We start from the raw sequence: 26,068 nt of genomic DNA, 5'->3' as shown, positions 1-26,068 counted from the left end.
GTGCGGCCGAACCCGATTCAGTTCGATTCGGTGCCGAACAGTGCGGGCAGCGTGCCCTCGTGTGCCGCGCGCAGTTCGTCCATGGTGATGGAGAACTGGCCCTGCACCTCGACCGAATCCGAACCCTGGTCCACGACGCCGATGCGCACCCACGGCAGCTCGCGGGCGGTGCACATCTTGGTGAAGCGGGTCTCCTCCGAGCGCGGCACCGCGACCAGGACGCGTCCGGCCGATTCGGAGAACAGCATCACGAACGGATCGGCATCCTCGGGAAGCAGGATGCGGCAACCGGTTTCACCGGCCAGCGCCGCCTCCACCACGGCCTGAGCCAAGCCGCCTTCGCTGAGATCGTGGGCGGCGCTGATCATTCCGTCGCGGGAACCGGCGGTCAACACCTCGGCCAGCAGCTGTTCGCGGGCGAAATCGACCTGCGGCGGGACGCCGCCGAGGTGGTCGTGCTCGACCTGGGACCAGATCGATCCGTCGAGTTCGTCGCGGGTCTCGCCCAGCAGAATCAGCGTCTCGCCGGGTTCGCTGCCCAGGCCGGTCGGGATCCGCCGGTGCACGTCGTCGATGACACCCAGCACGCCCACCACGGGGGTCGGCAGGATCGCGGTCTGCCCGGTCTGGTTGTAGAAGCTGACGTTGCCGCCGGTGACCGGAATACCGAGGGCCACACAGCCGTCCGCGAGGCCACGCACGGCCTGCTGGAACTGCCACATCACGCCCGGATCCTCGGGGGACCCGAAGTTCAGGCAGTTGGTGACGGCTTTCGGGGTGGCGCCGGTGGCCGCGACGTTGCGGTAGGCCTCGGCCAGCGCCAGCTGCGCGCCGGTGTAGGGATCGAGTTTGGCGTAGCGGCCCGAGGCGTCGGTGGCCAGCGCGATACCGCGGCCGGACTCCTCGTCGATACGGATCACACCGGCATCGGCGTTCTCGGCCAGCACGGTGTTGCCGCGCACGTAGCGGTCGTACTGTTCGACGATCCACTTGCGGCTGCACAGTTGCGGGCTGGAGATCAGCTTCAGCAGCGTCGCGCGCAGTTCGTCGCCCGACTTCGGGCGGGCCAGGCCGGCGGTGGTGTCGGCGACCAGCGCGTCCTGCTCCTCGGGGCGCTTCACCGGGCGCTCGTAGACCGGGCCCTCGTGCGCGACGGTGCGCGGCGGCACGTCCACCACGGTCTCGCCGTGCCATTTCACCACCAGCCGGTCGCCGTCGGTGACCTCGCCGATCACGGTGGCCAGCACGTCCCACTTGTGGCAGACGGCCATGAACGCCTCGACGTTGTCCGGCGTCACGACGGCGCACATCCGCTCCTGCGATTCGCTGGAGAGGATCTCCGCCGGAGTCATGTTCGCCGCGCGCAGCGGCACCTTGTCCAGGTCGATCCGCATCCCGCCGTCGCCGGCCGCGGCCAGTTCCGAGGTAGCGCAGGACAATCCGGCGCCGCCGAGATCCTGGATACCGACCACCAGCCCGGCGTGGTACAGCTCGAGACAACACTCGATGAGCACCTTCTCGGCGAACGGGTCGCCCACTTGCACACTCGGCAGTTTCTTCCGAGAAGCGCTCGCGCCTTCGAGCATCGAATCCGGCCCGGAATCCGCTTCATTTCCGGAGAAGGTGTCCGAGGCCAGTACGGAGACGCCACCGATACCGTCGAGACCGGTTCGCGCGCCGAACAGCACGATCTTGTTGCCGGTACCCGAGGCGAAGGCCAGATGCAGATCCTCGACCCGCATCACGCCCGCACACAGCGCGTTCACCAGCGGATTGCCCTGATAGGACGGATCGAAGACGGTCTCACCACCGACATTGGGCAGGCCCAGCGAATTGCCGTAGCCGCCGACACCGCGCACCACCCCGTCGACGACCCGCCGGGTATCCGGATGATCGGCCGCGCCGAATCGCAGCTGATCCATCACCGCGATCGGCCGCGCGCCCATCGCCATGATGTCGCGCACGATGCCGCCGACACCGGTGGCCGCGCCCTGATACGGCTCGACGTAGGACGGGTGGTTGTGGCTTTCCACCTTGAAAGTGACCGCCCAGCCGTCGCCGATGTCGACCACGCCCGCGTTCTCGCCGATGCCGGCGAGCATGGAGGCGCGCATCTCGTCGGTGGTGGTCTGCCCGAAGTACCGCAGATGCACCTTCGAGGACTTGTAGGAGCAGTGTTCGCTCCACATCACCGAATACATCGCCAGCTCGGCGTCGGTGGGGCGGCGGCCCAGGATCTCGCGGATGCGGGCGTATTCGTCGTCCTTGAGACCCAGCTCCTTGTACGGCTGCGGGGTATCCGGGGTGGCTGCGGCGGCGCTGACGGTGTCGACGTGGACAGTCACGGTGGCTACCAAGGTCCTTTCGGCCGGGCAAACATGCAGCTACGAGCTCCGGCGCTGGAGTGCGAGTCAGAATGCGGGCGGGTGGGAGGTCGAGGCCAGTCTAATGGGCGCCCGCAGGCGGCAGCGAAGTACCACGGAGGGCGCCCGACGCGACCACGAACACCCGCGCACGACATCGCCCGACGACGGGCAAACCCGGCCGGACCGGCTGGTGCCCGCCCACCGGTACGCTGAGCCGGTGAACGATCGATCCAGGGTCGCAGATCCGGACGAACTGCCCGCGACCAAGGCGTCGCAGCGGTCCACCGGGGGGTTGACGGCTCGGCAGCGGCGACTGCTCACGATCGCGATCGCCTTGTTCGTCGTGTCGGCGATCGTCTCGTGGACAGTCCACATCTGGCACGGCTACATCGATCTCCAGGTCTACCGCAACGGTGCGCGGGCCTGGCTGGACGGCAGCGATCTGTACGGACCGATGCCGAAGGTCTTCGGTATCGGGTTGCCGTTCACCTATCCACCGCTGGCCGCACTGTTCTTCGCGCCGCTGGCGCTGATGCCGCTGGGCGCGGCCGAATGGCTGGTCCTGCTCACCTCGATGGCGAGTCTGGCGGTGACGCTGTGGCTGGTGCTGACGAGGCTTCGGCCACAGAGCGACCGCACCACCCGCCTGATCCTGCTGATCGGCGCGCTCGCGGTCCTGGGGCTGTCCGAACCGATTCGCCAGACCTACAACTTCGGCCAGATCAATCTGGTCCTGATGGCCGCCGTCGCGCTCGACGCGCTGGTCCGCAAGCCGTTCTGGCCGCGCGGCATGCTGATCGGAATCACCGTGTCGGTGAAGCTGATTCCGGCCGGCTACCTGCTTTATTTCCTGCTGCGCCGCGACTGGCGGGCCTGCCTGACCCTGATCGGCTCGGCCGCCGGCGCGATCGCCCTGGGCTTTCTGCTGTTTCCGAACGATTCGATCGAGTACTGGTTCCACACTCTGGTCGACACCGGCCGGATCGGGCCGCCGCAATACGCGGGCAATCAGTCGCTCAAGGGTTTCGCGTTCCGGCTCGGCGTCTCCGATTCCACCGCGACCGCGATCTGGATCGCCCTGTCGCTCATCGCGATCGGTCTGGCGGCACTGTGGATGAAGCGGCTGATCGACCGCGGCCACACCGTCGCCGCACTGCTGGTCAACTCGGCGGCGGTGCTGTTGGTCTCGCCGGTCTCGTGGTCGCACCACTGGGTGTGGATCGCGCCCGCGCTGCTGGTCGCCGGCGATCTGATCGCCCGCATGCCGGCCGCGGACGCACCGGATACGCCCGGCCGCGCGGCCCGGCGGCGCCGGATGTGGATCGCGGTCACCACCGCCGTCACCGTGCTGTTCATGGTCGGCCCGCAGTGGGTGCTCCCGCACAACGCCGATCGGGAACTTCGCTGGGCCTGGTGGCAGCAGATCCTCGGCAGCAGCTACGTCCTGGTGGCCTTCGCCGCGCTGGTGATCGCGGCGATCGCCTACCGGCCCGCCGGTGCCAGGAATGCGGCGAGTGCCGCCGCGTAGGAGCCCACATCCGCGGCGCCCATCAGTTCGCGCGCCGAATGCATCGCCAGTTGCGGCGCACCCACATCGACCGTGGGCATGCCGGTGCGGGCCGCCGTCATCGGCCCGATGGTCGACCCGCAGGGCAGATCCGCACGGTGGACATAGCGCTGCAGCGGCACCCCGGCCTGGGCGCAGGCCAGGGCGAAGGCGCCCGCACCCACCGCGTCGGTGGCGTAGCGCAGATTTTGGTTCACCTTGAGCACCGGCCCACCGCCGACCTCGATGCGGTGGGACGGTTCGTGCCGCTCGGGATAGTTCGGATGGGTGGCGTGGGCCATATCACCGGAGGCGCAGATCGAACCGGCAAGAGCGGCAAGATAATCCGCTCGGCCGCCGCCGCGGGCCAGCACGATCCGTTCCAGCATCGCCGGGAGCAGATCCGACTGCGCTCCGCGATCGGATTGGCTGCCGACCTCCTCGTGGTCGAACATCGCCAGCACCGGGGTGACGGCACCGCCCTGCTCGACCGCGGCGAGGAAGGCGCGCAGTCCGGCGTAGCAGGTGGCCTGATTGTCCAGGCGCGGCGCGCTGACCAGGTCGCCGTCGCGGCCGACCGTGCGGCTGGGCTGCAGGTCGTGGGTCATCAACTCCCAGCCGAGCACATCGTCGGCGGCCACGCCCGCCCGTTCGGCGACGTAGGCGATGAACGACCGGGGCCGCTCCCCCAGACCCCAGATGCCGTTCACATGGCGCTGCGGATCCAAGCTCACGCCGCGGCGATCCTCGGACAGGTGGATGGCCAGCTGCGGCACCCGGACCAGCGGTTCGTCGATGCGAACCAGCCGCTCGGTCAACCGGTCGCCCGCGCGTACGGTGAGCCGGCCGGAAATACCGAGATCGCGGTCCAGCCAGGAATTGAGCCAGGCGCCGCCGTAGGGTTCCAGACCGATCAGCTGCCAGCCCGCCACGGCCAGGTCCGGATGCTGTTTGACGCGCAGATTCGGGCTGTCGGTATGGGCGCCGACCACCCGGAACGCCGCGGCCGGGTCGGAGTTCGTCCCCGCCCAGGCCACCAGCGACCCACCTCGGATCACGAAATACCGACCGGCCCCGCCGTCACTCCACGGCCGGGCCTCGGACAGTTCGGTGAAGCCGTGTTCGGTCAATTCGGCTGCGACCGTGCGGCATACGTGGAACGGAGACGGGGAGGCATCGACGAAGGCGCACAGCCCGGAGGCGGTCGCGGTGGTGGAGGCGGGCATACCGGCGATCCTAACGGCTGCCGGAATTGCCGGATTTCATCCGATCCGGGCGGGGCGGCTCAATCCGCTTGCGACTCGATCATCAACTCCAGCATACGCAGCAATTCCGCGTGATTTCGCGCGCCGATTCGTTTACGCAATTCCTCTTCGGCCAGCAACTCCTGTTCGCGAACCGAATCCACCAGATCCTTACCGCGATGGGTCAGGCCGATCAGAATGCGGCGGCGATCGTCCTCGGCGGCAATTCGAAAGATCAGGCCGCGCTCGGCCAGGGCATCGGCGTGGCGGGTCGCCGAGGACGGCGGCAGCTGGGCGCGCAACGCGAGCTCGCTCATCGTGATGCCGGAGCGGTCGGACAGATTCGACAGCATCGCCCACTGGTCCACGGTCAGCTGCCGGGCGCACAGAGCCGCATCGAGGTGCCGCAGCCAACCGCGTTCCGCAGCTCGCAGCGCCCCGTGCAGCGTGGCGACGCCACTTACAATGGTCGACATATTCTCCGCCCCATCATTTCGCTCGGATACGAAGAAGGGTACCGAATGTTCTCCTTCGGCGAGAGCCCGGACGAAGTGGTAGAAGTTTTGAATATCGTCCCGCTCCAGGGGCCGGTGGGAATTGTCGCGCCGTCCTGCGAAGCCGCGATTTCGCTGGCTGCGAAAGAAATCAACAGCGGCACAGGAATTCTGGGACGAGAGGTGCGGGTGACGACGATCGACGGCGGTCGCCGTCCGGCCGAGGTCGCCGAGGAGGTCTCCGCCCTGCTGGCGACCGGCATGATCGACGCCATCACCGGTTGGCACATCTCCGCCGTGCGCCAGGCCGTGGCGCGGGTGACCGGTGGCCGGGTGCCCTATCTGTTCGCCAACGTCTACGAGGAGTTGCCGAACGAGCCGGCCGAGGTGGTGATGATCGGCGAGGCGCCCAGCGGCCATATCCTGCCGGCCATGCGCTGGCTGGCTCGCGAATTCGGCACCCGCCGCTGGGCGATCGTGGGCAACGACTACATCTGGCCGGTGGCCACCGGTCGCGATGTCCGCGCGGCCTATCGGCGGTCGATCGTGTACGAGCGTTACGTCCCACTGGGTACGCGGGATTTCGGCGACATCCTCGCCGATCCGGGTTTCGACCGGGCCGACGGCATCGTCATGTTGCTGGTCGGCATGGACGCGGTGCGGTTCAACCAGCAGTTCACCCGGACCGGCCGCGCCGCCGACCAGCTGCGGGTCAGCCCGGTGATCGACGAACAGCTGTTGCTCGCCGCCGGGCCGGCCGCTCACGCCAACCTGTACGTCGCGTCCAGCCTGTTCCCGGACACCAGCGCCGATCCCGATCGGCCGGACCGCTATCACCGGATGCACGGCCGGTTCGCTCCGAAGCTCACCTATTTCGGCAACACCGCCTACGAGGCGTTGCACACGCTGCGCGCGATGGCGCATGCCGTCGGTTCGCTGGAGGTTCCCCGGCTGCGGGCCGCGTTGGACGAGGGGCTGCTGCTCGAGACACCGTCCGGCGGGCGCATGTACCGCGACAACCACGTGGTCCGCCCGCCCAGCCTGATCGCCCGGGCCGACGGCGTCGACCTGCGGATCCTGGACACCCTGTACTGAACCACCTCACGCCAGACCGAGGCCGTCACGCCCGGTATCGATCGAAACCGAGGGTGGCACAACGCTTTCCGGTTCCGTCCCGGCCAATGGCGGCCGATCCGCGCCGAGCCCCTTGTGCACCGCGGCGGCCCGGACGGCGTTCACGACCGACAGCAGCGCCGCCCGGCGGGCGGTATTGGTGCGATAAGCCAGCGAAACCGTCCGGGTGAGTACCTCGCCGAGGCCGACGATGTCCACCCCCGGCGGCCGCAGCGCCAGACCGAGATCCGAGACCAGCGTGACCCCGAGTCCGGCCGCGACCATCGCCATCGCGGTCGCCTGCTCCTCCACCTCGTGATCGATGCGCGGTTCGATTCCGCCCGCTTGAAACGCCAGCCGGACCGCGTGCCCGAGATGCGAGCGCGCGGGCGCGAGGATCCAGGGCTGTTCGGCCAGTCCGGCCAGGCTCACCGTGCGGGTCGGCACCGCGCCGGCCGGGACGGCGGCATACAGCCGCTCGACCGCGATCACGGCGCGTTCCAGACCGGGATCCCAGGTCATCGGGTAATTCGAATAGTCGAGAACGAACGACAGGTCGAGGGTGCCGTCCCGCACGGCCGCCGCCGTCGCCTCCGGGGCAAGTTCCTTGGTCCGCACCAGGATTCCCGGATGCGTGCGGGCCAGCGCGGTGAGCGCATCGGGCAGCAGGCCCGACGCCACCGAGGCCCACACGCCGGCGGTGAGCGTCGCCGATACCGATTCGCCCGCCTCCTCGAGCGCCTGCGTCGCCCGCTCGACCGAGGCGAGGATCTCCTCGGCGTGCTCGGCCAGCAGAACCCCCCGATCGGTGAGCTGCAATCGCCGGCCGCGCCGCTCGAACAGGCGCAGCCCCACATCCCGCTCCAGCTGCGCGAGCTGCTGCGATACCGCCGACGCGGTGTAGTGCAGCGCGCTCGCCGCCGCCGTGATGGTGCCGCGCCGATGCAACTCCCGCAGCATTCGCAGACGAGGCAGCGACAGGTCCATGGAATCGAGCGTAAGCGCTGTGCAGGAACCGTAAGCGCTGTGCGGGAACACCCTCAGCGCTGTGTAGGAACACTGAACACTGCCGTGAACCAACCGTAAATAGACGTGTGACCGGCTGAGCCGCAGTCTGGTGGCAGTGAACCACCAGCCGGGACGACGAGCTCCGGACGGGAATCGCGCGGCTCGGCGTTCCCTGGCGGGCGGTGGTCGACGACCCGGACCACGAGGAGGCAGTTCGCCGTGACGATGATCCATGACCCGGCCGAGGGCACCGCGCAGACCGTCCCGACCATGCCCGCCGCGCCCGCGGTCCGCCGGCCCGACCCGTACATGCGGGTGCAGTGGACCGACGCGGTGACCGGGGCGGTCGGATATCTCGTCGTCCACACACTGCGCGGCGGACTGGCGACCGGCGGCACCCGCATGCGGCCCGGCTGCACGCTGACCGAGGTCGAGGACCTGGCCCGCGGGATGGCGGCCAAGACCGCGACCTTCGATCTGCCGATCGGTGGCGCGAAGGGCGGTATCGACTTCGACCCCAAGGATCCGCGGGCCGTCGCGGTGCTCGAGCGGTTCTGCGAGGCCATGCGCCCGTGGATCGATGCGCACTGGGTGACAGCGGAAGATCTGGGCGTTCCGCAACACCTGATCGACGAGGTCTTCGCCCGGCTCGGTCTCGGACAGAGCTACCACGCCGCGATTCGCCGCGCCGCGGATCCGGCCGCCACCCTGGAACGGGTCCGCCGCGGTCTGAACGCGGCGGTCGACGGCGGTTTCCTACTGGGCGATGTGATCGGCGGTTACGGCGTCGCGCACGCCTGCCTGGCCACCGCGATCTCCTGGGGCCGGTTGCCGTCGGAGACGACCGTCGCGATTCAGGGCGTCGGCACGATGGGCGGGGCCGCGGCCTACTACCTGCACGAGGCGGGTATGCGCGTCACGACCGTCGCCGACGCCGCCGGTGCCCTGCACCACCCCGCGGGTTTGGATGTTCCGGCGCTGCTGCGGCTGCGCGACGAGTACGGCGAGATCGACCGCTCCCGGCTGCCGGCGGATATCGAACTGTTGCCGCGCACCGCGGTGATTCGCGCCGACGTCGATATCCTTGTCCCCGCGGCGATCTCGTACGCGATCACCCCCGACAACTCCTTCGATGTGCGCGCCCGGGTGATCGTCGAGGCCGCCAATGCCGCCACCACACCGGAGGCGGAGGCGATGCTCGCCGCCCGCGGTGTCCCGGTGCTGCCCGATTTCGTCGCCAATGCCGGAGCGGTCGCCTGGGCCTGGTGGCTGCTGCTCGGCGAGGTCGACGACGTCGCCGACAACTCCTTCGACCGACTGCGCACCACCATGCACGCCAAGGTCGCGCGGTTGCTGGCGGCATGGACCGAACACGGCATCACACCACGCGAGACCGGCCGGCGGTGGGCGGACGAGCCCGCGCCGATCACCGCGCCGATCGCCGTCCCGTGACCGCCGCGCGGCGCGGATCGCTCAGGCGGAGACGAGGCTGTCCAGCACCGACAGGAAAATCCCCAACCCGTCGTCGCTCGGTCCGGTCAACGGTTCGGTGGCATGTTCCGGATGCGGCATCAGGCCGACGACGCGGCCGTTCGGCGAGCTGATCCCGGCGATATCGCGCTGGGAGCCGTTCGGGTTGCCGCCCTCGTAGCGGAACACCACGCGGCCTTCACCCTCGAGCTCGTCGAGCACCGCCTGCGAGGCCTGGTAGCGGCCCTCGGCGTTCTTGACCGGGATCAGGATCTGCGCACCCGGTTCGTACCGCGACGACCACGCGGTCTCGGTGGTTTCCACCCGCAGCCACTGGTCGCGGCAGACGAAGTGCAGGCCCTCGTTGCGGGTCAGCGCGCCCGGCAGCAGTCCCGCCTCGCACAGCACCTGGAAACCGTTGCAGATCCCCAGGACCGGCATCCCCTTGCCGGCCGCCTCGACGACCTTGCCCATCACCGGCGCGAAGCGCGCGATGGCACCGGCCCGCAGATAGTCGCCGTAGGAGAAACCGCCCGGCACGATCACGGCGTCGACGCCCTTGAGATCGGCATCGCCGTGCCACAGAGCGACCGCCTCGGCACCGGCCAGCCGGACCGCTCGGGCCGCGTCGACGTCGTCGAGCGTGCCCGGGAAGGTGATGACCCCGATACGCGCAGTGCTGGTCACGGCAGCCGCACCACTTTCCAGTCCTCGATCACCGTATTGGCGAGCAGGCCCTCGGCGATCTTCTCGAGTTCGGCATCGCTGACGCTGTCGTCGATGTCGAGTTCGAACCGCTTGCCCTGCCGCACATCCGACACACCCGGGAAACCCAGGCGGCCGAGCGCACCGGCAATGGCCTGACCCTGCGGATCCAGGATCTCTGCCTTCGGCATCACCTCGACCACAACTCGTGCCACGCGTTGCTCCTCAAGCTGGTGGGGGGATTACCACAACAGCTTAATCGGCGCTGCTCGCGGGCGGCGCGCCGGGCCGCAGCGGGAGCCCTCGCCTGCGAGCCGGATCACAGCGCATGCGGGCGACGCCGCCGCGGACCGGCCGGTGCGCATGTCGCCCACGCCGCCGTCCGGAGGATTACCGTGAACCCATGCGCATCGCCCACTTCGGTCATTCCTGCGTTCTCGTCGAATTGAACGGCACCAGAATCCTGTTCGATCCGGGTACCTTCTCGCACGGATTCGAGGGCATCACCGGGCTCGACGCGATCGCGATCACCCACCAGCATCCCGACCACATCGACCCCAACCGGATCGAAGCGCTGGTCGACGGTAATCCCAGCGCTCGCCTGCTCAGCGATCCGCAGACCGCCCAGCAGCGCGGTGAGCCGTGGGAGGCCGTGCACGCGGGCAATATCGTGACCATCGGCGAGCTGCAGATCACCGGTGGCGGCGGCCGGCACGCGGTCATCCACCCGGAGCTGCCGGTGATCGACAACACCGTGTTCCAACTGGGCACGCCCGACGATCCGGCCCAATTCGTGCATCCCGGCGATTCGCTGTGGGTGCCGCCGGTGTCGGTGGGCGTGTTGGCGCTGCCGGCGGTCGCGCCGTGGATGAAGATCAGCGAGGCGGTGGATTATCTGCGCGCGGTCGGCCCGCGCACCGCGATTCCCATCCACTACGGCATCATCGCGCCGGAAGCGCAGGGCATCTACTTCGGCCGCTTGTCCGAAATGCGCCCGGCCGATACCGAATTCGCGGTCGTCGAACCCGAGGACCACGCGGAATTCTGATTCAGCGGGTGTAGGAGGCGAGGAACAGGGCCTCCGCCAGCGCCATCCGTTCGATCTCACTCGGATCGACGCTCTCGTTGGGCGCATGGATCAGGCATTTCGGTTCCTCGACGCCGAGCAGCATGATCTCGGCATCGGGATAGGTGTCGGCGAAGACGTTGCACAGCGGAATGGAACCGCCCTGGCCCTGGGTGGTGGCGGGACGGCCGTAGGCGGCGGCGAGCGCGGCCTCCATCGCTCGCCGAGCGGGTCCGCCGGTACCCGAACGGAACGGCGATCCGGTGCCCTCGGTCTCGACCCGGACCCGGGCGCCCCACGGGGTGTTCGATTCCAGATGCGTGGTGAGCGCTCGCAGCGCATCGTGCCGATCGATACCCGGCGGGATCCGCAGGTTCAGCCGGGCCCGGGCACTGGGTTGGATCGCGGCGGCCGAACCGATCACCGGCGGCACGTCGATGCCGAGCACCGTCAAAGCCGGTCGGGCCCAGATCATGTCGGAGACGCTGCCACTGCCGAGCAGGTCGACACCGTCGAGCACACCGGCATCGACGCGGAACTGTTCGGGCGGATACTGCACGCCGTCCCAGACCTGATCGGCGGCCAGCCCGGCCACCGTGGTGTTGCCGTGCTCGTCGCGCAGCGTGTCCAGCACCCGGATCAGCGCGGCCACCGCATCCGGGGCCGCGCCGCCGAACATGCCGGAATGTAAGGGACCCGCGAGGGTTTCGACCGTGACGAGCACGTTCACATTGCCCCGCAGGGTCTGGGTGAGGGTCGGCACGCCCGCGGCGAAGTTACCGCAGTCCGCGATGACCAGGGCATCGGCGCGGAGCAGCTCGGCGTTGTGGGGAACGAAGTCCTCCAGCCCGCCGGTGCCCTGCTCCTCCGACCCCTCGGACACCAGCGTGATGCCCACCGGATATCCATTGCCGCCCAGCGCATTTCGCAGCGCGCGCAGCGCGGTCAGGTGGACGACGATATTGCCCTTGCAGTCCGCCGCACCGCGGCCGTACCAGCGACCGTCCCGTTCGGTGAGCTCCCAGACCGGGCTGTCCCAGGCCGCCTCGTCGACCGGCGGTTGCACGTCGTAATGGCAGTACAGCAGAACGGTCGGCGCGCCGGCGGGGGCCGGACAGCGTGCCACGACGGCCTGACTTCCGTCCGGTGTGTCGTACAGTCCGACGTCATCGAGCCCCAGGTCGGCGCAGGCATCGGCGACCCACTGCGCCGCCCGCCGGCACTCCTCCGGCGGGAACTGCCGGGGATCGGCCACCGATCGATAGGAAACCAGTTGGGCGAGATCCGTTTTCGCCTGCGGCAGCAGCGAGTTCACCTGCGCCCGCAGGGCGGCCGTACGCGCGTCGTCGGTCATTGCCCAACCCTCTCACTCGGCGGTGTGTCCGGCGACCTCCAGTGTGGCAACCCGCTCCACGCAGCCGCTCGACCGGTCCGAGATACCCTCCGAGCAAATCGCGGCTACACCGCAGTCGCCGGATATTTACCCACTTCAATTCGCTCAAGCAGAACGCATCAGGGTGCATATTCGTTCTTTCGTTAACTCTCCGCAATCACAGCGGGCATCATGGATACGACGCGCGATCGGAACCAGGAGAGGACGAGATGGCCGCATCGGAATCCGACGACCTGTTCGCCATGCCCGCGCTGGACCGTGGTGCCCCGAAACACAACTTTCCGCATCGTGAGATGCCGGGACCGGAGGCGTACCAGATCGTGCACGACGAGCTGATGCTCGACGGTGTCTCCCGCATGAACCTGGCGACCTTCTGCACCACCTGGATCGATGAGCACGCCCAGCGGCTGATGGCGCAGAGTGTCGCCAAGAACATCGTCGACAAGGACGAATATCCGCAGACCGCCGAACTGGAGCGGCGCTGCGTCCGGATGGTCGCCGATCTGTGGCATGCGCCCCGGCCCGAATCCGTGCACGGCACCTCCACCATCGGATCGAGCGAGGCCGCCATGCTCGGTGGCCTGGCGGCCAAGACGCGCTGGCGCAAACGCGGCGGCCGGGGCGTGCCGAATTTCGTCTGCGGGCCGGTTCAGGTCTGCTGGGAGAAATTCGCGCGCTACTTCGACGTGGAGATCCGGCAGGTGCCCTTGCGCGGCGACCGCTACACACTGCATCCGGACGACATTGCCGCACACTGTGATTCGAACACGATCATGGTGGTCGCAACGATGGGGCAGACCTTCACCGGCTTGTTCGAGGACATCGCCGCGTTCAGCGCGGCGCTCGACGAATTGCAGGATCGCACCGGCCTGGACATCCCCCTGCACGTGGATGCGGCCAGTGGCGGTTTCCTGGCGCCGTTCACCGCGCCGGATCTGGTGTGGGACTTCCGGTTACCGCGGGTGAAGTCGATCAACGCCTCCGGCCACAAGACGGGGTTGGCCCCGCTGGGTTGCGGCTGGGCGATCTGGCGAGAGCCGGACGATCTGCCCGAGGAGCTCATCTTCGACGTCGATTACCTGGGCGGCAGCATGGCGACCTTCAATCTGAACTTCTCCCGCCCGGGCGGGCAGGCGATCACCCAGTACTACGACTTCATCCGGCTCGGCCGGATCGGCTACACCCGGCTGCAGTCGGCGATCTACCGGGTCGCCGAACACCTGGCCCAGGGTCTGACGGCCACCGGGCTGTTCGAGATGATCCACGACGGTTCCCCCACCCGCGGCATCACCGCCGCGTCCTGGCGGTTGCCGGCCGACCCCGGCTTCAATCTCTACGACCTGTCCGAGCGGCTACGTTCACGCGGCTGGTTGATCGCCGCCTATCCGCTGCCCGCCGACCGGCAGGACGAGACGATCATGCGCGCCGTGGTCCGGCACGGCTTCACCCACGACATGGCCGACCTGTTGCTGGTCGATATCGATCGATGCGTCGACCAGCTGCGCAAGCATCCGCTGTCGAGCTCGCTCACCCGCCGGGAGGCCGGCGGCTTCACCCACGACGCCACCGCCGCGGTCTCGGACGAAACAATCGCCGCCGCACTGAATCTCCAGCGATCCGACGGCTGAGCGACACCGAAACCCTCGGGACCTCGCGCTGTCCGCCGACCCGTAAGCGCTCAGGCCGCCTTCGAGATCGGGAACGGTTCCCAGCGGTAGACGTCCGGAACGGCCTCGTGGAACAGCGCGAGGTCGATCGCGTCGAGCATGGCCTGGCGCGGGCCCGGCCGGGACAGCTGCGCCGCCGAGACGGCCAGGCGCAGGGTTCCCCCGCGGCGCGCGATCCGGGCCGCGCTCATGACCAGCGCATGGCACCACCAGGGTTCGGCGCGGAAACCCTCTCCGACGCCGTGCACCCAACAGCGTTGGACCACATCGCGTTCCAGATCGTGGATGCCGGTCAAGCCCAGCGCGAGCCGGAAACCGACCTCGGGCAGGGCGGCCAGGGCGCCGTCGGAGGTGGTCCAGCGCGGCGCCGCGAACAGCCGGGTGCGCAGCCCGATCTGCTCCATCACCCGATCGGCGGCGGTGAGCCGCAGGCGCGCTTCGTGTGTGGGCAGCGTGGCGAATTCGGCGCGGCGGCGTTTGGTCGCCGCCTGGTCGTAACCGTGCAGGACGATGGCATCGCCGGCGGTCCGGCGCGCGCGCAACCACTGCTGGGTGCGCGGATCCTCCGCCAGCCGGTACTTCCCTTTCAGCCGCGGCGCCACCAGCAGCGACAACCGCACCCCTCGACGGTCCATCTCCGCGGCGAAGGCGCTCGCCTGGTCCACTGTGGTGTCCCGAATCCCCGACACCGAGACGATCAGCTGCCCGAACCCCCGGTCGTTGCCGCTCATGCCTCCACTGTGCGCTCGGCAGATGTCGGCCCAGTGCAGCGGAAGTGACGGGCCGACGAATTCCCGGCTCACCGCCGCGGCCATAGGATCGGACCGGTGAAAGCAGCTCTCCTCACCGCACTGGCGGTACCGCTGATGTTCGCCGCTTCCGCCCCGGCCCACGCCGATCCCGGTGATCCACCGCCGATCTTCACCCCGGACGAACAATGTGCGACGGCGAAGGAATTCGTCGACACGGTGCGGCGCACGGATCCCGGCGCTCCGCCGGACCGCATCGCCGACACCTACGTCCGAATCATGGATCAGCACAACGCTTATCGCGGTGACACCGCCGCGCGCGACCGGGACCGGCAGTATCTGCTGGACACCATCGCGCGCTGCGGCGCGGCGTAGGAATCACCCATCCGGGTCGGCCCACACCCGCAGCGGCGTCAGTCGCCGCCGAGGCCGACCCGGTCGAGCACCCAGGCGTATTCGAAGGCGACTTCCTTCCACTTCTCGTAGCGACCGCTGACACCGCCGTGCCCGGCACTCATCTCGGTCTTCAACAGCAGCTGGGAGTCGCCCGTCGCGGTGGCCCGCAGCGCCGCGATCCACTTCGCCGGCTCGACATACAGCACCCGGGTGTCGTTGAGGCTGGTGATGGCCAGGATCGCCGGGTAGTCCTTCGCCTCGACGTTCTCGTACGGCGAATAGGACTTCATATAGGCGTAGACCTCGGGGTCCTCCAGCGGATTGCCCCACTCGTCCCATTCGATCACGGTCAGCGGCAGCGACGGATCCAGGATCGAGGTGAGCGGATCGACGAACGGCACATTGGCGAGGATTCCCGCGAACAACTCCGGGGCCAGATTCGCCACCGCACCGACCAGCAGACCACCCGCACTTCCACCGTCGGCCACCATCACCTCCGGCGTGGTGACCCCGGTGTCGACCAGATGCTGTGCGCAGGAGACGAAGTCGGTGAAGGTGTTCTTCTTGGTGAGTGTCTTGCCGTTCTCGTACCAGAGCCGGCCCATCTCCCCGCCACCGCGCACATGCGCGACCGCGAAGACCATGCCGCGATCCAGCAGCGACAACCGCGACACCGAGAATCCCGGATCGATACTGGCCTCGTACGAGCCGTAGCCGTAGAGCAGCAACGGTTTCGGGCCCGCGCCCTCGCTGTCGCGCCGGCGCACCACCGAGATCGGAATCCGGGTACCGTCCGCCGCCACCGCCCAATCCCGGTGCTGCACATAGTCGTCCGGGTCGTAGCCGCCCAGCACCTGCTGCTGCTTGCGCAGGATCAGCTCACCGGTGGCCGGAACGTAGTCGAAGACCTGCATCGGCGTGATGAACGAGGTCACGCCCAGCCGCAGCGTCGGCTGCGCCCATTCCGGGTTCGATCCCACACCCGCCGAGAACAGCTCCAGGCCGAATTCCAGCTCGCGCAATTCGCCGTATCCGTCGGCGGTCAACGGCCAGACCGCGACCCGCGGCAACGCCTCCCGTCGATAGGACAGCACCAGATGGTCGGCGAAGCAGTCGATATCCTCGAGCCGCACATCGTCGCGGTGGCCGATCAGAACGGACATCGCGGCCGGATCGTCCACCGGCGCCTCGGCGAGGACGAAGTTCTCGGCCTTGACGCCGTCCACCACGTCGTTGTGCAGGATCAGCAGCCGGTCCCGCCCGCCGATCACGGCATGTTCGGCGGAGTACTCGACACCCTCGCGACGCGGCAGCAGCACCCGGAATTCGCCCTCCGGATTGTCGGATTCGAGAATCCAGCCCTCGCTGGTGATCTTGGATCCGACCCACATCATCAGGTATTTCTCGGAGCGGGTCGCCCCGATACTCACCCAGTAGCGCTCGTCCGGTTCGTGGAAGACGGTGACGTCCGCACTCGGCTCGGTGCCGAGCCGGTGCCGCCACACGGTATCGGGCCGCCAGGATTCGTCGACGGTCTGATAGAACACGTGGGTACCGTCCAGCGACCAGGTGGCGCCGGGCGCGGTCCCCGGGATTTCGTCGCCGAGCAGCTCGCCGGTCCGTAAATCCTTGAACCGCAAGACATATCGCTCGTCGCCGACGGTATCGGTGGAATAGGCGAGCAGCGTGCCGTCGTGGCTGATCGAGAAGGCGCCGAGGGCGAAGAAGTCGTGCCCTTCGGCGAGCACGTTGCTGTCGAGCAGAATCTCCTCGCCCGGGATCTCCACGTCGACCTCGAGCCGAGGCGGGGTCCAGTCGTCGCGATCGGCGATGGGGCACCGGCAGTGCACGCCGTACTGTTTGCCCTCGAAGCTGCGCGAGTAGTACCAGTAGTCACCCAGCCGCGCCGGAACCGACAGATCGGTCTCCTGGGTGCGGGATTTGATCTCGTCGAAGATCCGCGCGCGCAGCGGCGCCAGGTGGGCGGTCTGCGCCTCGGTATAGGCGTTCTCCGCCTCGAGATAGGCGATGACCTCGGGATCTTCCTTGTCCCGCAGCCACTCGTAGGGATCGACGAAGGTGTCACCGTGGTGCGTGCGTTCGGCCGGCACTTTCTTCGCGACGGGCGGGGTCGCCGCCGCCGCGGGATCGCCGGCGTTCTGAATGGTTCCGGTACCACTGTCGAGAGCCATGATGACCACCGTAATCGCGGTCACCCACAGCACTGCACAGGCCCCGCGCCCGCCGCCGTCGGTGGCGAGCGCGGGTACCGGATCCGATTGGCCTGCCTATCCCAGGCCGGTTGTGCGCGGCGCGGGCCGACGCAGGTCACGCCCGTTACCGCGGGCCGAACGACGAGATTCCATCAGGAAGAACAGTGCGGCTTTACGGCGCGGGCATTGGTCGGTGGGACAGCTGCTGTGGCCGTGCAGGATGTTGTGCGCCTGCTCGACGGTGAGGTGCCGGGGCACCACCGCGCAACTGTCGAAGACGGGTGCCATGCGGTGCTCCATCCTTGTCGTCCCTTCAGTGCGGCAGCACACGCCCTCCCGATCTCTCGACCAGTCGACGCCGTATATCTGCCACAGTGTCCGGGGTTTCCGCTGAGGTTGCGGCGTAAACCAGCGGTGTTGCCGCGGCGACCGGACATGGACCACATTTCGCAGGTCGTGACATCGGTGTGATTCCGGCCATTCCGGCGCCGCGATCGGGCCGGTACGCCGGCGGAGGAGGGCCTACTGTCGTCAACGGCAGTGTCGGCCGGTCCGGCCGGCGATCGACATCGATGCAGGGAGCACGGAGTGGAAGCGAAGAATCGCGAAATCGAGCCCGGGGCGGTCTGGCAGCGCAGCGGTGACGGGGAGGGCGGTGTCGAGGTGGCATTCCTGGCCAGCGGAAATATCGGGCTGCGGAACGCGAAGGATCCGGACGGTCCGACTCTGATCTTCACGCCGGGCGAGTGGCGGGCCTTCGTGGCCGGCGCCAAGGACGGGGAATTCAACCGCCCCGGCGCCTCGGCCTGAGCCGGGGTCCGAGCGGCCGATGCGCGACGGACGCATCGCGCATCGGCCCGTTCACGCACCGATTGCCGCGCCGACCGTCGGCCACGAGGCGTGCAGGTAGTCCTGCCAGTACGACCAGGAGTGGGTGCCCACCGGATTGTGGTCCACCCGGGCCGGAATCCGCATCGCGCGCAGCCGCTGTTCGAAGGCGGTCACGCAGACGCCCACCCCGGCCTCGATCGGGCCACCGAGGAAGATGTTCTCCGGCAGCTGCGGTTTGATCTCGGCCTCGTGCGGCCCGGGAATTCCGGTGCCGGTCGACAGGTAGATGGTCTTGCCGCGCAGCTGGTTCGTCAGCAGCGCCGGATCGTGCGCGCCCCACTCCGGACTTCCGGGCGGCCCCCACATGTTGAGCGGGTTCCCGCCGCGGTTGGCGATCGAGAACATGATCGCGCCCTGTGCGAGCCCCAGATCCGGGCACGCGCTGTATCCGGCCACCGCCCGATACAACTCCGGATGCCGCACGGCCAGTACGAAGGCCGCGATCCCGCCCATCGACAGGCCGCCGATCGCGTTGACGCCGTTACCGGCGAAGGTGTCGTCGATGATCGGCGGCAGCTCACGGGTCAGGAAGGTCTCCCACCGGTACCGGCCGAAATGCGGATCGTCGCGCTCCCAGTCGGTGTAGTAGCCGGCCTGCCCGCCCATCGGCAGCACGACGTTGACGTCCTTGCCACGAAAGAACGGTTCGGCGTCGGTGGCGTTGGTCCACGTGCTCTGCTGCGCACCGGGATCGAGTCCGTCGAGCAGATAGTAGGAGGGCCGCGCGCCGCCCCCGGCCGGATGCAGGACCTGCACCTGAACGGTGCGGCCCATCGCCGGGGAATCGATGAACAGGGCGGTGCGGGTGGGGCTCATCTCGTTCAGTGCGACCACCTGGGCCGCCGCGCGGGGTGGCGGTCCGATCCAGGGGCCGAGGAGGCCCGCTCCGACCGCCAGCACAATCGCAGCAATGAATGAACGCCGCATGTCCCCACCTCCATCAGCCCACCACAAGTGCTACTTAACGTAACGCACACCCCAGCACCGCGGGGGTGTTTGAATCACCGGCGTTTCGCCGGCAAACCGAATGGTCGATACCCGGGCTTCAGCCGCCCGCACCGAAGGTGCCCGGCCCCACCGCATCCGGGCCCGACTCCTCCGGCTCCGCCCGCTGTAACGCACCACGAATCGACGCGGCCAGATAGTCGAGGTCCGCGCGCGGCGGGGTGGTCGCCCGGAACCGCAGGCCGAAGCCGTCGCCGGGCGTGCGCGGGATGACGTGCAGATGGACATGGAACACTTCCTGTCCGGCCGTAACACCGTCGGCCAGAAAGAAATTCACGCCGTCACAGTTCACCTCGGACGCGCGCAGCGCCGCCGCCAACCGCTGTCCGACCTGAAAGAGCTTGCCGCCGACCGCCGGATCCAGCTCCGCCAGGCTCCGGGCCGGCACCTTCGGAATCACCAGGAGATGTCCCGGTGTCATGGGGCGAATATCCATGAACGCCAGCACATCCGCGTCCTCGTAGACCTTGGACGCGGGCGCCCGTCCCGCCACGATATCGGCGAAGATTCGATAGGGATCCATATCGCCCAACCCTAGCCGCCGATTCCGCCTGCGCCGCCGCACCGTTCGGGCCACCCGGATCACCCGTGACAGCGGCATCGGTCGGGCTGCGCTACAGGATCGGCGCCGGGGTGTAGCGGGCGGCTTCGGGGTGCGCGTCGATCAGTTTCTGCACCTGCGCCACGACGTCGCTCACCTGGGCCTCGGCGGCGCCGACGAAGGCGGTGCGGTCGGCGAGGGCGGCGTCCAGACCGGCCCGATCCAGCGGCATCCGCTCGTCGGCGGCGAGGCGATCCAGCAGATCGGGTTCGCGGCCCTGCTCCCGCATGGCCAGCGCGACCGCCACCGCGTGCTCCTTGATCACCTCGTGCGCGCTCTCCCGCCCGACCCCGGCCCGCACGGCCGCCATCAGGATCCGGGTGGTGGCCAGGAACGGCAGGTAGCGGTTGAGTTCGCGTTCGACGACGGCGGGATAGGCGCCGAATTCGGTGAGGACGGTCAGGAAGGTCTCCATCATCCCGTCGATCGCGAAGAACGCGTCCGGCAGTGCGACCCGGCGCACCACCGAACAGAACACATCGCCTTCGTTCCATTGGGCACCGGCCAGTTCGGCGGCCATCGACCCGTAACCGCGCAGAACCACCTGTAGCCCGTTGACTCGTTCACAGGAGCGGGTGTTCATCTTGTGCGGCATGGCCGAGCTGCCGACCTGACCGGGCTGGAAGCCCTCGGTGACGAGTTCGTGGCCGGCCATCAATCGCACGGTGTGCGCGAACGACGAAGGGCCCGCGCCCAATTGGACCAGGGCCGACAGCACGTCGTGGTCCAGCGACCGCGGATACACCTGCCCGACACTGGTCAACACGGTGGAAAACCCCAGATGCCGGGCCACCTTCTGTTCGAGCTCGGCGAGTTTGGCCGCATCGCCGTCGAACAGGTCCAGCATGTCCTGGGCGGTGCCCATCGGGCCCTTGATTCCACGCAGCGGATAGCGGTCGATCAGTTCCCGCACCCGGGTCAGCGCGATGAGCACTTCGTCGGCCGCACTCGCGAAGCGTTTACCGAGGGTGGTCGCCTGCGCCGCCACATTGTGCGAACGACCGGCCATCACCAGCGACTGGTATTCGGCGGCCCGTTCGGCCAGCCGGGCGGCCACCGCCACCCCGTGTTCGTAGACGTGCTCGAGCGAGAGCCGGATCTGCAGCTGCTCGACGTTCTCGGTGAGGTCCCGGCTGGTCATCCCCTTGTGGATCTGCTCGTGGCCGGCGAGCGCGTTGAACTCCTCGATGCGCGCCTTCACATCGTGGCGGGTGATGCGCTCACGCTCGGCGATCGATGCCAGATCGACCTCACCCAGCACCCGCTCGTAGTCCTCGATGACATCGGCGGTCACCGCATCGGTGCCGGCGGCCCCCAGTTCCATCTGGGCCCGTAGTACCTCGAGCCACAACCGGCGCTCGAGCACGATCTTGTTCTCGGGCGACCACAACTGCACCAGTTGCGGGCTGGCGTATCGGGTGGCGAGGACGTTCGGGACAAGACTCACGGACAGTCAGTCTAGTGTTCGCGACCTGCCGGGTTGCTGGGGCATGGCGGGCGATGGGTGCGGCACGGTCCCGCTCGGCGGCTGCGCAGCGACGGCCGGGGACATCTGCTGCGCGGAAGCGGCCGGCACGTGCTGCCCGGCACCGGTCGGCAGCTGCGACGCGACCAGCGGCTGCGGGACCGGCGGGGCGATCACATCGATCAGTTCCAGCAGCGCCCCGCGGGCGGTGCGGCGTGGTTGCGGATCGGATTCGGCCAGTGCCGCGACCACCGCCCCGTCGACCACCGCGACCAGCCGCCGCAACTGGTCGGTGCGGACCATGCGATCGGACCGGCGCAGCACGTCGGCGAGCAGCTCCTCCAGCTGAGCGCGGAGGCGCAGCTGCACCTCGCGCAGTTCCGGGTGCCGGGCCGAGGCCACCGACCGCTCGTAGCGAGCGATCAACCGCCCCCGCGCATACTCGTCGATTCCGTCCGTGCCGACCATCAGATCGACGATCAGATCGACGGTCGCCTCGGCGCCACGCCGCCGATGGGTGACCTCACCGATGCGCCGGCGCATCTGCTCGAGTTCGGCGTTCCCGCTGAACTCCACCGCCCGCGCGATCAGATCCTCGAGCGATTCGAAGTAGTAGGTCGTGGAGGCCAGGGGCAAATCCGCGCGCGTGGCCACCGAACGGTGGCGCACGGCATCGAAGCCGCCTTCGAGTAGCAACTCTGCGGCAGCCGCAACCAACGCTTGGCGACGCCTTTCGCCTTTCGGGGTCGTCGCGGTGATCACCGTGTCATCGTGCCAGTCATCATCGGTTCATCCGTGCCAAATCGGTGCGATCTGTGCAAATCTGTGCGTCTGTGCGACCCGAGCCGAACCGTTGCTGTGGCATCGACCATCGGACCGCGCAAATTTCCGGGATCCGGCCCGAGCGGACAGCCGGGACCGGTTCGAAAACGGGGTTGAACACACAACCGAATCATTTGTACCGCATTCGCGCGGTTCGGTGGGGCGGTACGGAAAGTCTGTGCACCAGCCCGGATATCGGTTCAGCGCTCGGTGCCCAGATACCGGCCCAGCCGGACCAGCGCCTCCTCGATATCGGCGGTGGCGCCGGCGAAGGAGAAACGAACCGTGCGATGGCCGCGGCGGGTGTCGAAATCGATACCGGGAGCCAGCGCGACGCCGGTGTGCGCCAACAGATCCGCGCACCAAGCGGTCGAATCCTGGCTCAGATGACCGATATCGGCGTAGGCGTAGAAGGCGCCGTCGGCCGGGGCCAGCTCGGTGATCCCCAGCGCGGGCAGCCCTTCGAGCAGCAACGCCCGGTTGCGCGCGTAGCGGCGCACGTGCGCGTCCAATTCGGATCTGGCCTCGGGACCGAAGGCATGCGTGGCGGCGAATTGCGAGATCGCCGGCGGGCAGACCGTCATATTGGAGGCCAGGCGCTGCAGCGCCGGTCGTAGCCGCGCGGGCGCGAGCATCCACCCGAGTCGCCAGCCGGTCATCGAGAAATATTTCGACACCGAACCCACGACCACCGATTCCCGTGAGGTCTCCCAGGCCGAGCTGACGGGTTCGGTGTCGCCACCCGAACCGGCGTAGGTGATGCCGTGATAGATCTCGTCGGAGATCAGCAACGTGCCGTGCTCGTCGCACCAGCGCGCCAGCGCGGCCAGCTCATCGGGCGCGATCATGGTGCCGGTGGGATTGGCGGGGCTCGCCACGATCAGACCCGCCGGTGGTTCCGGCAACTCCTCGAGCATCGCCACCGTCGGCTGGAAGCGGGTCTGCGGCCCGCAGTCCAGCTCCACGACCCGGCACCCGAGCGCGGTCAGGGTATTGCGATACGCCGGATAGCCCGGGCGGGCCACCACCACGGTGTCGCCCACATCGAAGGCGGCCAGGAAGATCAGCGTGAAGGCGCCGGAGGATCCGGTCGTCACCACGACGTCGTCGGCATCGACCTCGACGGCGTAGGTGTCGCGATGATGGGCCGCGATCGCCGCCCGCAGCTCCGGGAGGCCGAAAGTCTCGGTGTAGCCGAGCAATTCGCTGTCGAGGGCGGCTCGGGTGGCGCGCAACACCGGCACCGGCGCCGGTGTGGAGGGCTGCCCGGCCGCGAGGACCAGGACATCGCCGTGGGTGCGGGCGCGTTCGGCCGCGGCCTTCCAGACATCCATGACGTAGAAGGTCGGAACGGTGGAACGACGGGATTCACTGCGCACCCGACGACGGTAGAACACCGCACCGCGCGGCTCGCCGCCCACCGGGTTCCTGGGACGAAGCTGTGCATCGCCGCGCCCGCCCGCATATCCGGACAACCCCCTGTTATCGTCGGCAGAATGCCTGACCAGGCACGCCGCGCGAAGTCGTACCAGGGGGGCTGGACCGTGATCCGCCCCGACTGGCGCACAGCGCTGCGACGGGAACGACCCTCGGCCGCCGATCGGGTCCGGACGGCGGCGCGGCGGGCGGCCGCGATGCGCGCGGTCGCGGCGGCCGAATGGCGGGTGCGAGCACAGCGCGTGCGGTCGGCGCTGCGGAATCGGGACTGGCGTGAGGAATTCGACGCCCTGTGGCCGCGCCTGCGCGGGTGGCTGAGCGAACATCGGGTGCTGGTGCTCGGAATGGTCGTGGTGGGCCTGTTCGCCGCCGCCGACACCGTCGCGCCGCACCCGGTCGACAGCACACCACAACCCGGTGTGGCACAACGGATCGCGGTCGCCTACCCGCTACAGGTTCAGGCCACGCCGGAAACCAGTAAGCGCTATCTGAAGGCCATCGACAACGGCGAACGCATCCGGGAATCGCAGGTGGTGGCCGCCGCCTCCCGCGCCACCCTGGAACGGGCGAAGGCCGAGGCCGCCGCGGCGGTCGCGGGCACCCCGCAACCATGGCTGCCCGGACCCGCGGAAACGATTCCCGGCGGTGCCCTGCCCGGCGGTATCGTGCCCGGAATCGGCGGTTTCGCCCTCCCGGCCCGGGGCGTGTTCACCTCCGGCTACGGCGGCCGGTGGGGCACCTTCCACTACGGCATCGATATCGCCGCGCCCATCGGTTCCCCGATCTACGCCGTCGCCGACGGCACCGTGATCGACGCCGGGCCCGCGCAGGGATTCGGTCTCTGGGTCCGGATCCGCCACGACGACGGCACCATCTCCGTCTACGGCCACATGTACGACTTCTCGGTGTCGGTCGGTGAGCGGGTGCGGGCCGGCCAGCAGATCGCCCGCATCGGCAACCGCGGCGATTCCACCGGCCCGCATCTGCACTTCGAAATCCTGATCGGCGGTCAGCACGTCGATCCGCAGCCGTGGTTGGCGATGCACGGCATCCCGATCGGCTGACCGGGGGTCAGACTCGGGTGGGCACCGAAATGCGATCCTCGACGGCGGCGAGCCCGATATCGGTGCGGAAGTGGCTGCCCGGCAGCTTGATTCCCGCGATCCGGGCATAGGCGTTGGCCCGGGCCTCGGCCAGATCACCACCCGTGGCAACGACATTCAGCACCCGGCCACCGGCGGACAGCAGCGCGCCGTCGGCCCGAAGCGACGTACCCGCATGCAGCACTTCGGTATTCGCGGCGCCGTCGGCGGGAGTCTCGGTTCCGGAGATGACGTCCCCGGTGCGGGGACGACCCGGATAGTTCTCCGCGGCCAGCACCACCGTGACGGCGGCGCCGTCCTTCCAGCGCGGCGGCTCCACCTCCGCCAGCGTGCCGGTGGCGGTGGCGTGCAGCAGGGTGCCGAGCGGGCTGTCGAGCAGGGCGAGCACCGCCTGGGTCTCGGGATCGCCGAAGCGGCAATTGAATTCGACCACCGCCGGTCCGGCCTGCCCGATCGCCAGTCCCGCGTACAGCAGACCGGAGAACGGCACCCCGCGGCGAACCATCTCGGCGGCAACGGGTTTCACGACCTCGTCGACGATTTCGGTGACCGTTTCCGGCGGCAGCCACGGCAGTGGTGTGTAGGCGCCCATCCCGCCGGTATTCGGGCCGGTGTCGCCGTCGCCGACGCGCTTGTGATCCTGCGCGGGCAGCAGCGGCACCACGGTCTCGCCGTCGACGAGGCAGAACAGCGAAACCTCGGGCCCGTCGAGGAAGGATTCCAACAGCACCGGATGGCCCTGTTCGAGCAGTTCGGCGCCGTGATCGCGGGCCGCGGAACGATCGGCGGTGACGACCACGCCCTTCCCGGCGGCCAGCCCGTCGTCCTTGACGACCCAGGTCGGGCCGAAACGGTCCAGGGCCGCGTCCAGTTCACCGGGATGATCGACGATCTCGCTGTGCGCGGTCCGGACTCCGGCCGCGGCCATCACATCCTTGGCGAAGGCCTTGGAGCCCTCGATCCGCGCCGCGGCCGCCGACGGACCGAAGCAGGCGATGCCCGCCGCCCGCACCGCATCGGCGATACCGAGCACCAGCGGCACCTCGGGCCCGATCACCACCAGATCGGCACGGAAGTCCCGGGCCGCCCCGACAACGGCCTCCGCACTGGCCGGATCGACCGCGCGCACCTCGGCGACCTGAGCGATTCCGGGATTACCCGGCGCCGCCGCGATGGCGGTCACCCCGGGATCCCGGCGCAGGGCCGCTACGAGGGCGTGTTCACGAGCTCCGGAACCGATGACGAGTACGCGCACGCAGCACAGCTTAGGTGACGCAGATGAACGCACGGTGCGGGTACCGAGCGGACAGCGAG

General features: G+C 68.7%; 23 protein-coding genes and 1 pseudogene. 8 read left to right on the top strand and 16 right to left on the bottom strand.

The window, feature by feature from the left end:
* Window positions 1-17: 17 nt before the first annotated feature.
* Window positions 18-2,345: a phosphoribosylformylglycinamidine synthase subunit PurL gene (gene purL, locus ON37_RS02820; RefSeq protein WP_040716197.1), complete on the bottom strand. Its 2,328-nt coding sequence runs from the start codon at window positions 2,343-2,345 to the stop codon at window positions 18-20.
* 238 nt (window positions 2,346-2,583) lie between these two features.
* On the opposite strand from purL, the gene ON37_RS02815 reads away from it, so the two are divergent.
* A complete protein-coding gene (locus tag ON37_RS02815) occupies window positions 2,584-3,894 on the top strand; it encodes a glycosyltransferase 87 family protein (protein WP_245552963.1) in 1,311 nt (436 codons plus the stop codon).
* Here ON37_RS02815 and ON37_RS02810 read toward each other — a convergent pair.
* The gene (locus ON37_RS02810; protein ID WP_040716193.1) at window positions 3,849-5,138 is read right to left on the bottom strand and encodes a M18 family aminopeptidase; all 1,290 of its coding nucleotides are present in this window, start codon (window positions 5,136-5,138) and stop codon (window positions 3,849-3,851) included. The two genes, ON37_RS02815 and ON37_RS02810, sit on opposite strands and share 46 nt — an antisense overlap.
* A gap of 59 nt (window positions 5,139-5,197) precedes the next feature.
* Window positions 5,198-5,632, bottom strand: coding sequence for a MarR family winged helix-turn-helix transcriptional regulator (locus ON37_RS02805; protein ID WP_040716191.1), 435 nt, complete (start codon window positions 5,630-5,632; stop codon window positions 5,198-5,200).
* 45 nt (window positions 5,633-5,677) lie between these two features.
* Here ON37_RS02805 and ON37_RS02800 point away from each other — a divergent pair, with 45 nt between their 5' ends.
* Complete coding sequence (locus tag ON37_RS02800) at window positions 5,678-6,745, top strand: substrate-binding domain-containing protein (protein WP_040716189.1); 1,068 nt, start codon at window positions 5,678-5,680, stop codon at window positions 6,743-6,745.
* A 6-nt stretch (window positions 6,746-6,751) separates the two neighbouring features.
* Here ON37_RS02800 and ON37_RS02795 read toward each other — a convergent pair whose 3' ends face one another.
* Window positions 6,752-7,750 (bottom strand): LysR family transcriptional regulator, encoded by a 999-nt coding sequence (locus tag ON37_RS02795; RefSeq protein WP_083892676.1) that lies wholly within the window; start codon window positions 7,748-7,750, stop codon window positions 6,752-6,754.
* 246 nt (window positions 7,751-7,996) lie between these two features.
* Here ON37_RS02795 and ON37_RS02790 point away from each other — a divergent pair, with 246 nt between their 5' ends.
* The gene (locus ON37_RS02790) at window positions 7,997-9,223 is read left to right on the top strand and encodes a Glu/Leu/Phe/Val dehydrogenase dimerization domain-containing protein (protein WP_174362060.1); all 1,227 of its coding nucleotides are present in this window, start codon (window positions 7,997-7,999) and stop codon (window positions 9,221-9,223) included.
* Between the two features lie 21 nt (window positions 9,224-9,244).
* Here ON37_RS02790 and purQ read toward each other — a convergent pair whose 3' ends face one another.
* Together purQ and purS are read right to left on the bottom strand one after the other, a co-directional pair.
* Window positions 9,245-9,928 carry a phosphoribosylformylglycinamidine synthase subunit PurQ gene (gene purQ, locus ON37_RS02785; RefSeq protein WP_040716187.1) on the bottom strand — a complete coding sequence of 228 codons (684 nt, stop codon included), beginning with the start codon at window positions 9,926-9,928 and terminating at the stop codon, window positions 9,245-9,247.
* Window positions 9,925-10,161, bottom strand: a complete 237-nt coding sequence (purS, locus tag ON37_RS02780; protein WP_040716184.1) for a phosphoribosylformylglycinamidine synthase subunit PurS — start codon at window positions 10,159-10,161, stop codon at window positions 9,925-9,927. Before purS ends, purQ begins: the two co-directional genes overlap by 4 nt.
* A gap of 188 nt (window positions 10,162-10,349) precedes the next feature.
* Here purS and ON37_RS02775 point away from each other — a divergent pair, with 188 nt between their 5' ends.
* On the top strand, window positions 10,350-10,994 hold the full coding sequence (locus tag ON37_RS02775) for an MBL fold metallo-hydrolase (protein WP_040716181.1): 645 nt from the start codon (window positions 10,350-10,352) through the stop codon (window positions 10,992-10,994).
* 1 nt (window position 10,995) lies between these two features.
* Here the strand turns inward: ON37_RS02775 and ON37_RS02770 are convergent, their stop codons facing one another.
* Window positions 10,996-12,366 (bottom strand): dipeptidase, encoded by a 1,371-nt coding sequence (locus ON37_RS02770; RefSeq protein ID WP_040716178.1) that lies wholly within the window; start codon window positions 12,364-12,366, stop codon window positions 10,996-10,998.
* A 248-nt stretch (window positions 12,367-12,614) separates the two neighbouring features.
* Between ON37_RS02770 and gad the strand changes: the two genes are divergently transcribed.
* Complete coding sequence (gad, locus tag ON37_RS02765) at window positions 12,615-14,033, top strand: glutamate decarboxylase (protein ID WP_051031071.1); 1,419 nt, start codon at window positions 12,615-12,617, stop codon at window positions 14,031-14,033.
* Window positions 14,034-14,083: 50 nt separating this feature from the next.
* On the opposite strand, the gene ON37_RS02760 is transcribed toward gad, so the two are convergent.
* Window positions 14,084-14,803, bottom strand: a complete 720-nt coding sequence (locus tag ON37_RS02760; RefSeq protein ID WP_040716274.1) for a DUF2334 domain-containing protein — start codon at window positions 14,801-14,803, stop codon at window positions 14,084-14,086.
* A 96-nt stretch (window positions 14,804-14,899) separates the two neighbouring features.
* Here ON37_RS02760 and ON37_RS02755 point away from each other — a divergent pair, with 96 nt between their 5' ends.
* Window positions 14,900-15,196, top strand: a complete 297-nt coding sequence (locus tag ON37_RS02755; protein ID WP_040716175.1) for a hypothetical protein — start codon at window positions 14,900-14,902, stop codon at window positions 15,194-15,196.
* Window positions 15,197-15,234: 38 nt separating this feature from the next.
* On the opposite strand, the gene ON37_RS02750 is transcribed toward ON37_RS02755, so the two are convergent.
* Together ON37_RS02750 and ON37_RS32665 are read right to left on the bottom strand one after the other, a co-directional pair.
* On the bottom strand, window positions 15,235-17,409 hold the full coding sequence (locus tag ON37_RS02750; protein WP_051031077.1) for a S9 family peptidase: 2,175 nt from the start codon (window positions 17,407-17,409) through the stop codon (window positions 15,235-15,237).
* A 96-nt stretch (window positions 17,410-17,505) separates the two neighbouring features.
* The gene (locus tag ON37_RS32665) at window positions 17,506-17,718 is read right to left on the bottom strand and encodes a hypothetical protein (protein WP_157171332.1); all 213 of its coding nucleotides are present in this window, start codon (window positions 17,716-17,718) and stop codon (window positions 17,506-17,508) included.
* Between the two features lie 300 nt (window positions 17,719-18,018).
* Between ON37_RS32665 and ON37_RS02745 the strand changes: the two genes are divergently transcribed.
* On the top strand, window positions 18,019-18,240 hold the full coding sequence (locus ON37_RS02745; RefSeq protein ID WP_040716172.1) for a DUF397 domain-containing protein: 222 nt from the start codon (window positions 18,019-18,021) through the stop codon (window positions 18,238-18,240).
* Window positions 18,241-18,291: 51 nt separating this feature from the next.
* Here the strand turns inward: ON37_RS02745 and ON37_RS02740 are convergent, their stop codons facing one another.
* The 5 genes and pseudogenes from ON37_RS02740 to ON37_RS02720 all read right to left on the bottom strand — a co-directional run bounded on the left by ON37_RS02740 (window position 18,292) and on the right by ON37_RS02720 (window position 23,593).
* The gene (locus tag ON37_RS02740) at window positions 18,292-19,248 is read right to left on the bottom strand and encodes an alpha/beta hydrolase (protein ID WP_040716169.1); all 957 of its coding nucleotides are present in this window, start codon (window positions 19,246-19,248) and stop codon (window positions 18,292-18,294) included.
* 118 nt (window positions 19,249-19,366) lie between these two features.
* Window positions 19,367-19,849, bottom strand: a complete 483-nt coding sequence (locus ON37_RS02735; RefSeq protein ID WP_051031070.1) for an HIT family protein — start codon at window positions 19,847-19,849, stop codon at window positions 19,367-19,369.
* Between the two features lie 91 nt (window positions 19,850-19,940).
* Window positions 19,941-21,374, bottom strand: coding sequence for an adenylosuccinate lyase (gene purB, locus ON37_RS02730; RefSeq protein ID WP_040716166.1), 1,434 nt, complete (start codon window positions 21,372-21,374; stop codon window positions 19,941-19,943).
* Between the two features lie 171 nt (window positions 21,375-21,545).
* Window positions 21,546-22,154, bottom strand: a pseudogene (locus tag ON37_RS02725) (TetR/AcrR family transcriptional regulator); the annotation flags it as partial.
* A 260-nt stretch (window positions 22,155-22,414) separates the two neighbouring features.
* A complete protein-coding gene (locus ON37_RS02720) occupies window positions 22,415-23,593 on the bottom strand; it encodes a pyridoxal phosphate-dependent aminotransferase (protein WP_040716260.1) in 1,179 nt (392 codons plus the stop codon).
* 117 nt (window positions 23,594-23,710) lie between these two features.
* On the opposite strand from ON37_RS02720, the gene ON37_RS02715 reads away from it, so the two are divergent.
* Window positions 23,711-24,715 (top strand): M23 family metallopeptidase, encoded by a 1,005-nt coding sequence (locus tag ON37_RS02715; protein ID WP_040716162.1) that lies wholly within the window; start codon window positions 23,711-23,713, stop codon window positions 24,713-24,715.
* A gap of 7 nt (window positions 24,716-24,722) precedes the next feature.
* On the opposite strand, the gene purD is transcribed toward ON37_RS02715, so the two are convergent.
* On the bottom strand, window positions 24,723-26,009 hold the full coding sequence (purD, locus tag ON37_RS02710) for a phosphoribosylamine--glycine ligase (RefSeq protein WP_040716159.1): 1,287 nt from the start codon (window positions 26,007-26,009) through the stop codon (window positions 24,723-24,725).
* Between the last annotated feature and the right edge of the window lie 59 nt (window positions 26,010-26,068).

Origin of the sequence: Nocardia veterana NBRC 100344, assembly GCF_000308855.1 — a bacterium.
Taxonomy (GTDB): Bacteria; Actinomycetota; Actinomycetes; order Mycobacteriales; family Mycobacteriaceae; genus Nocardia; species Nocardia veterana.
This window is presented reverse-complemented; position numbering and strand designations above follow the sequence as displayed.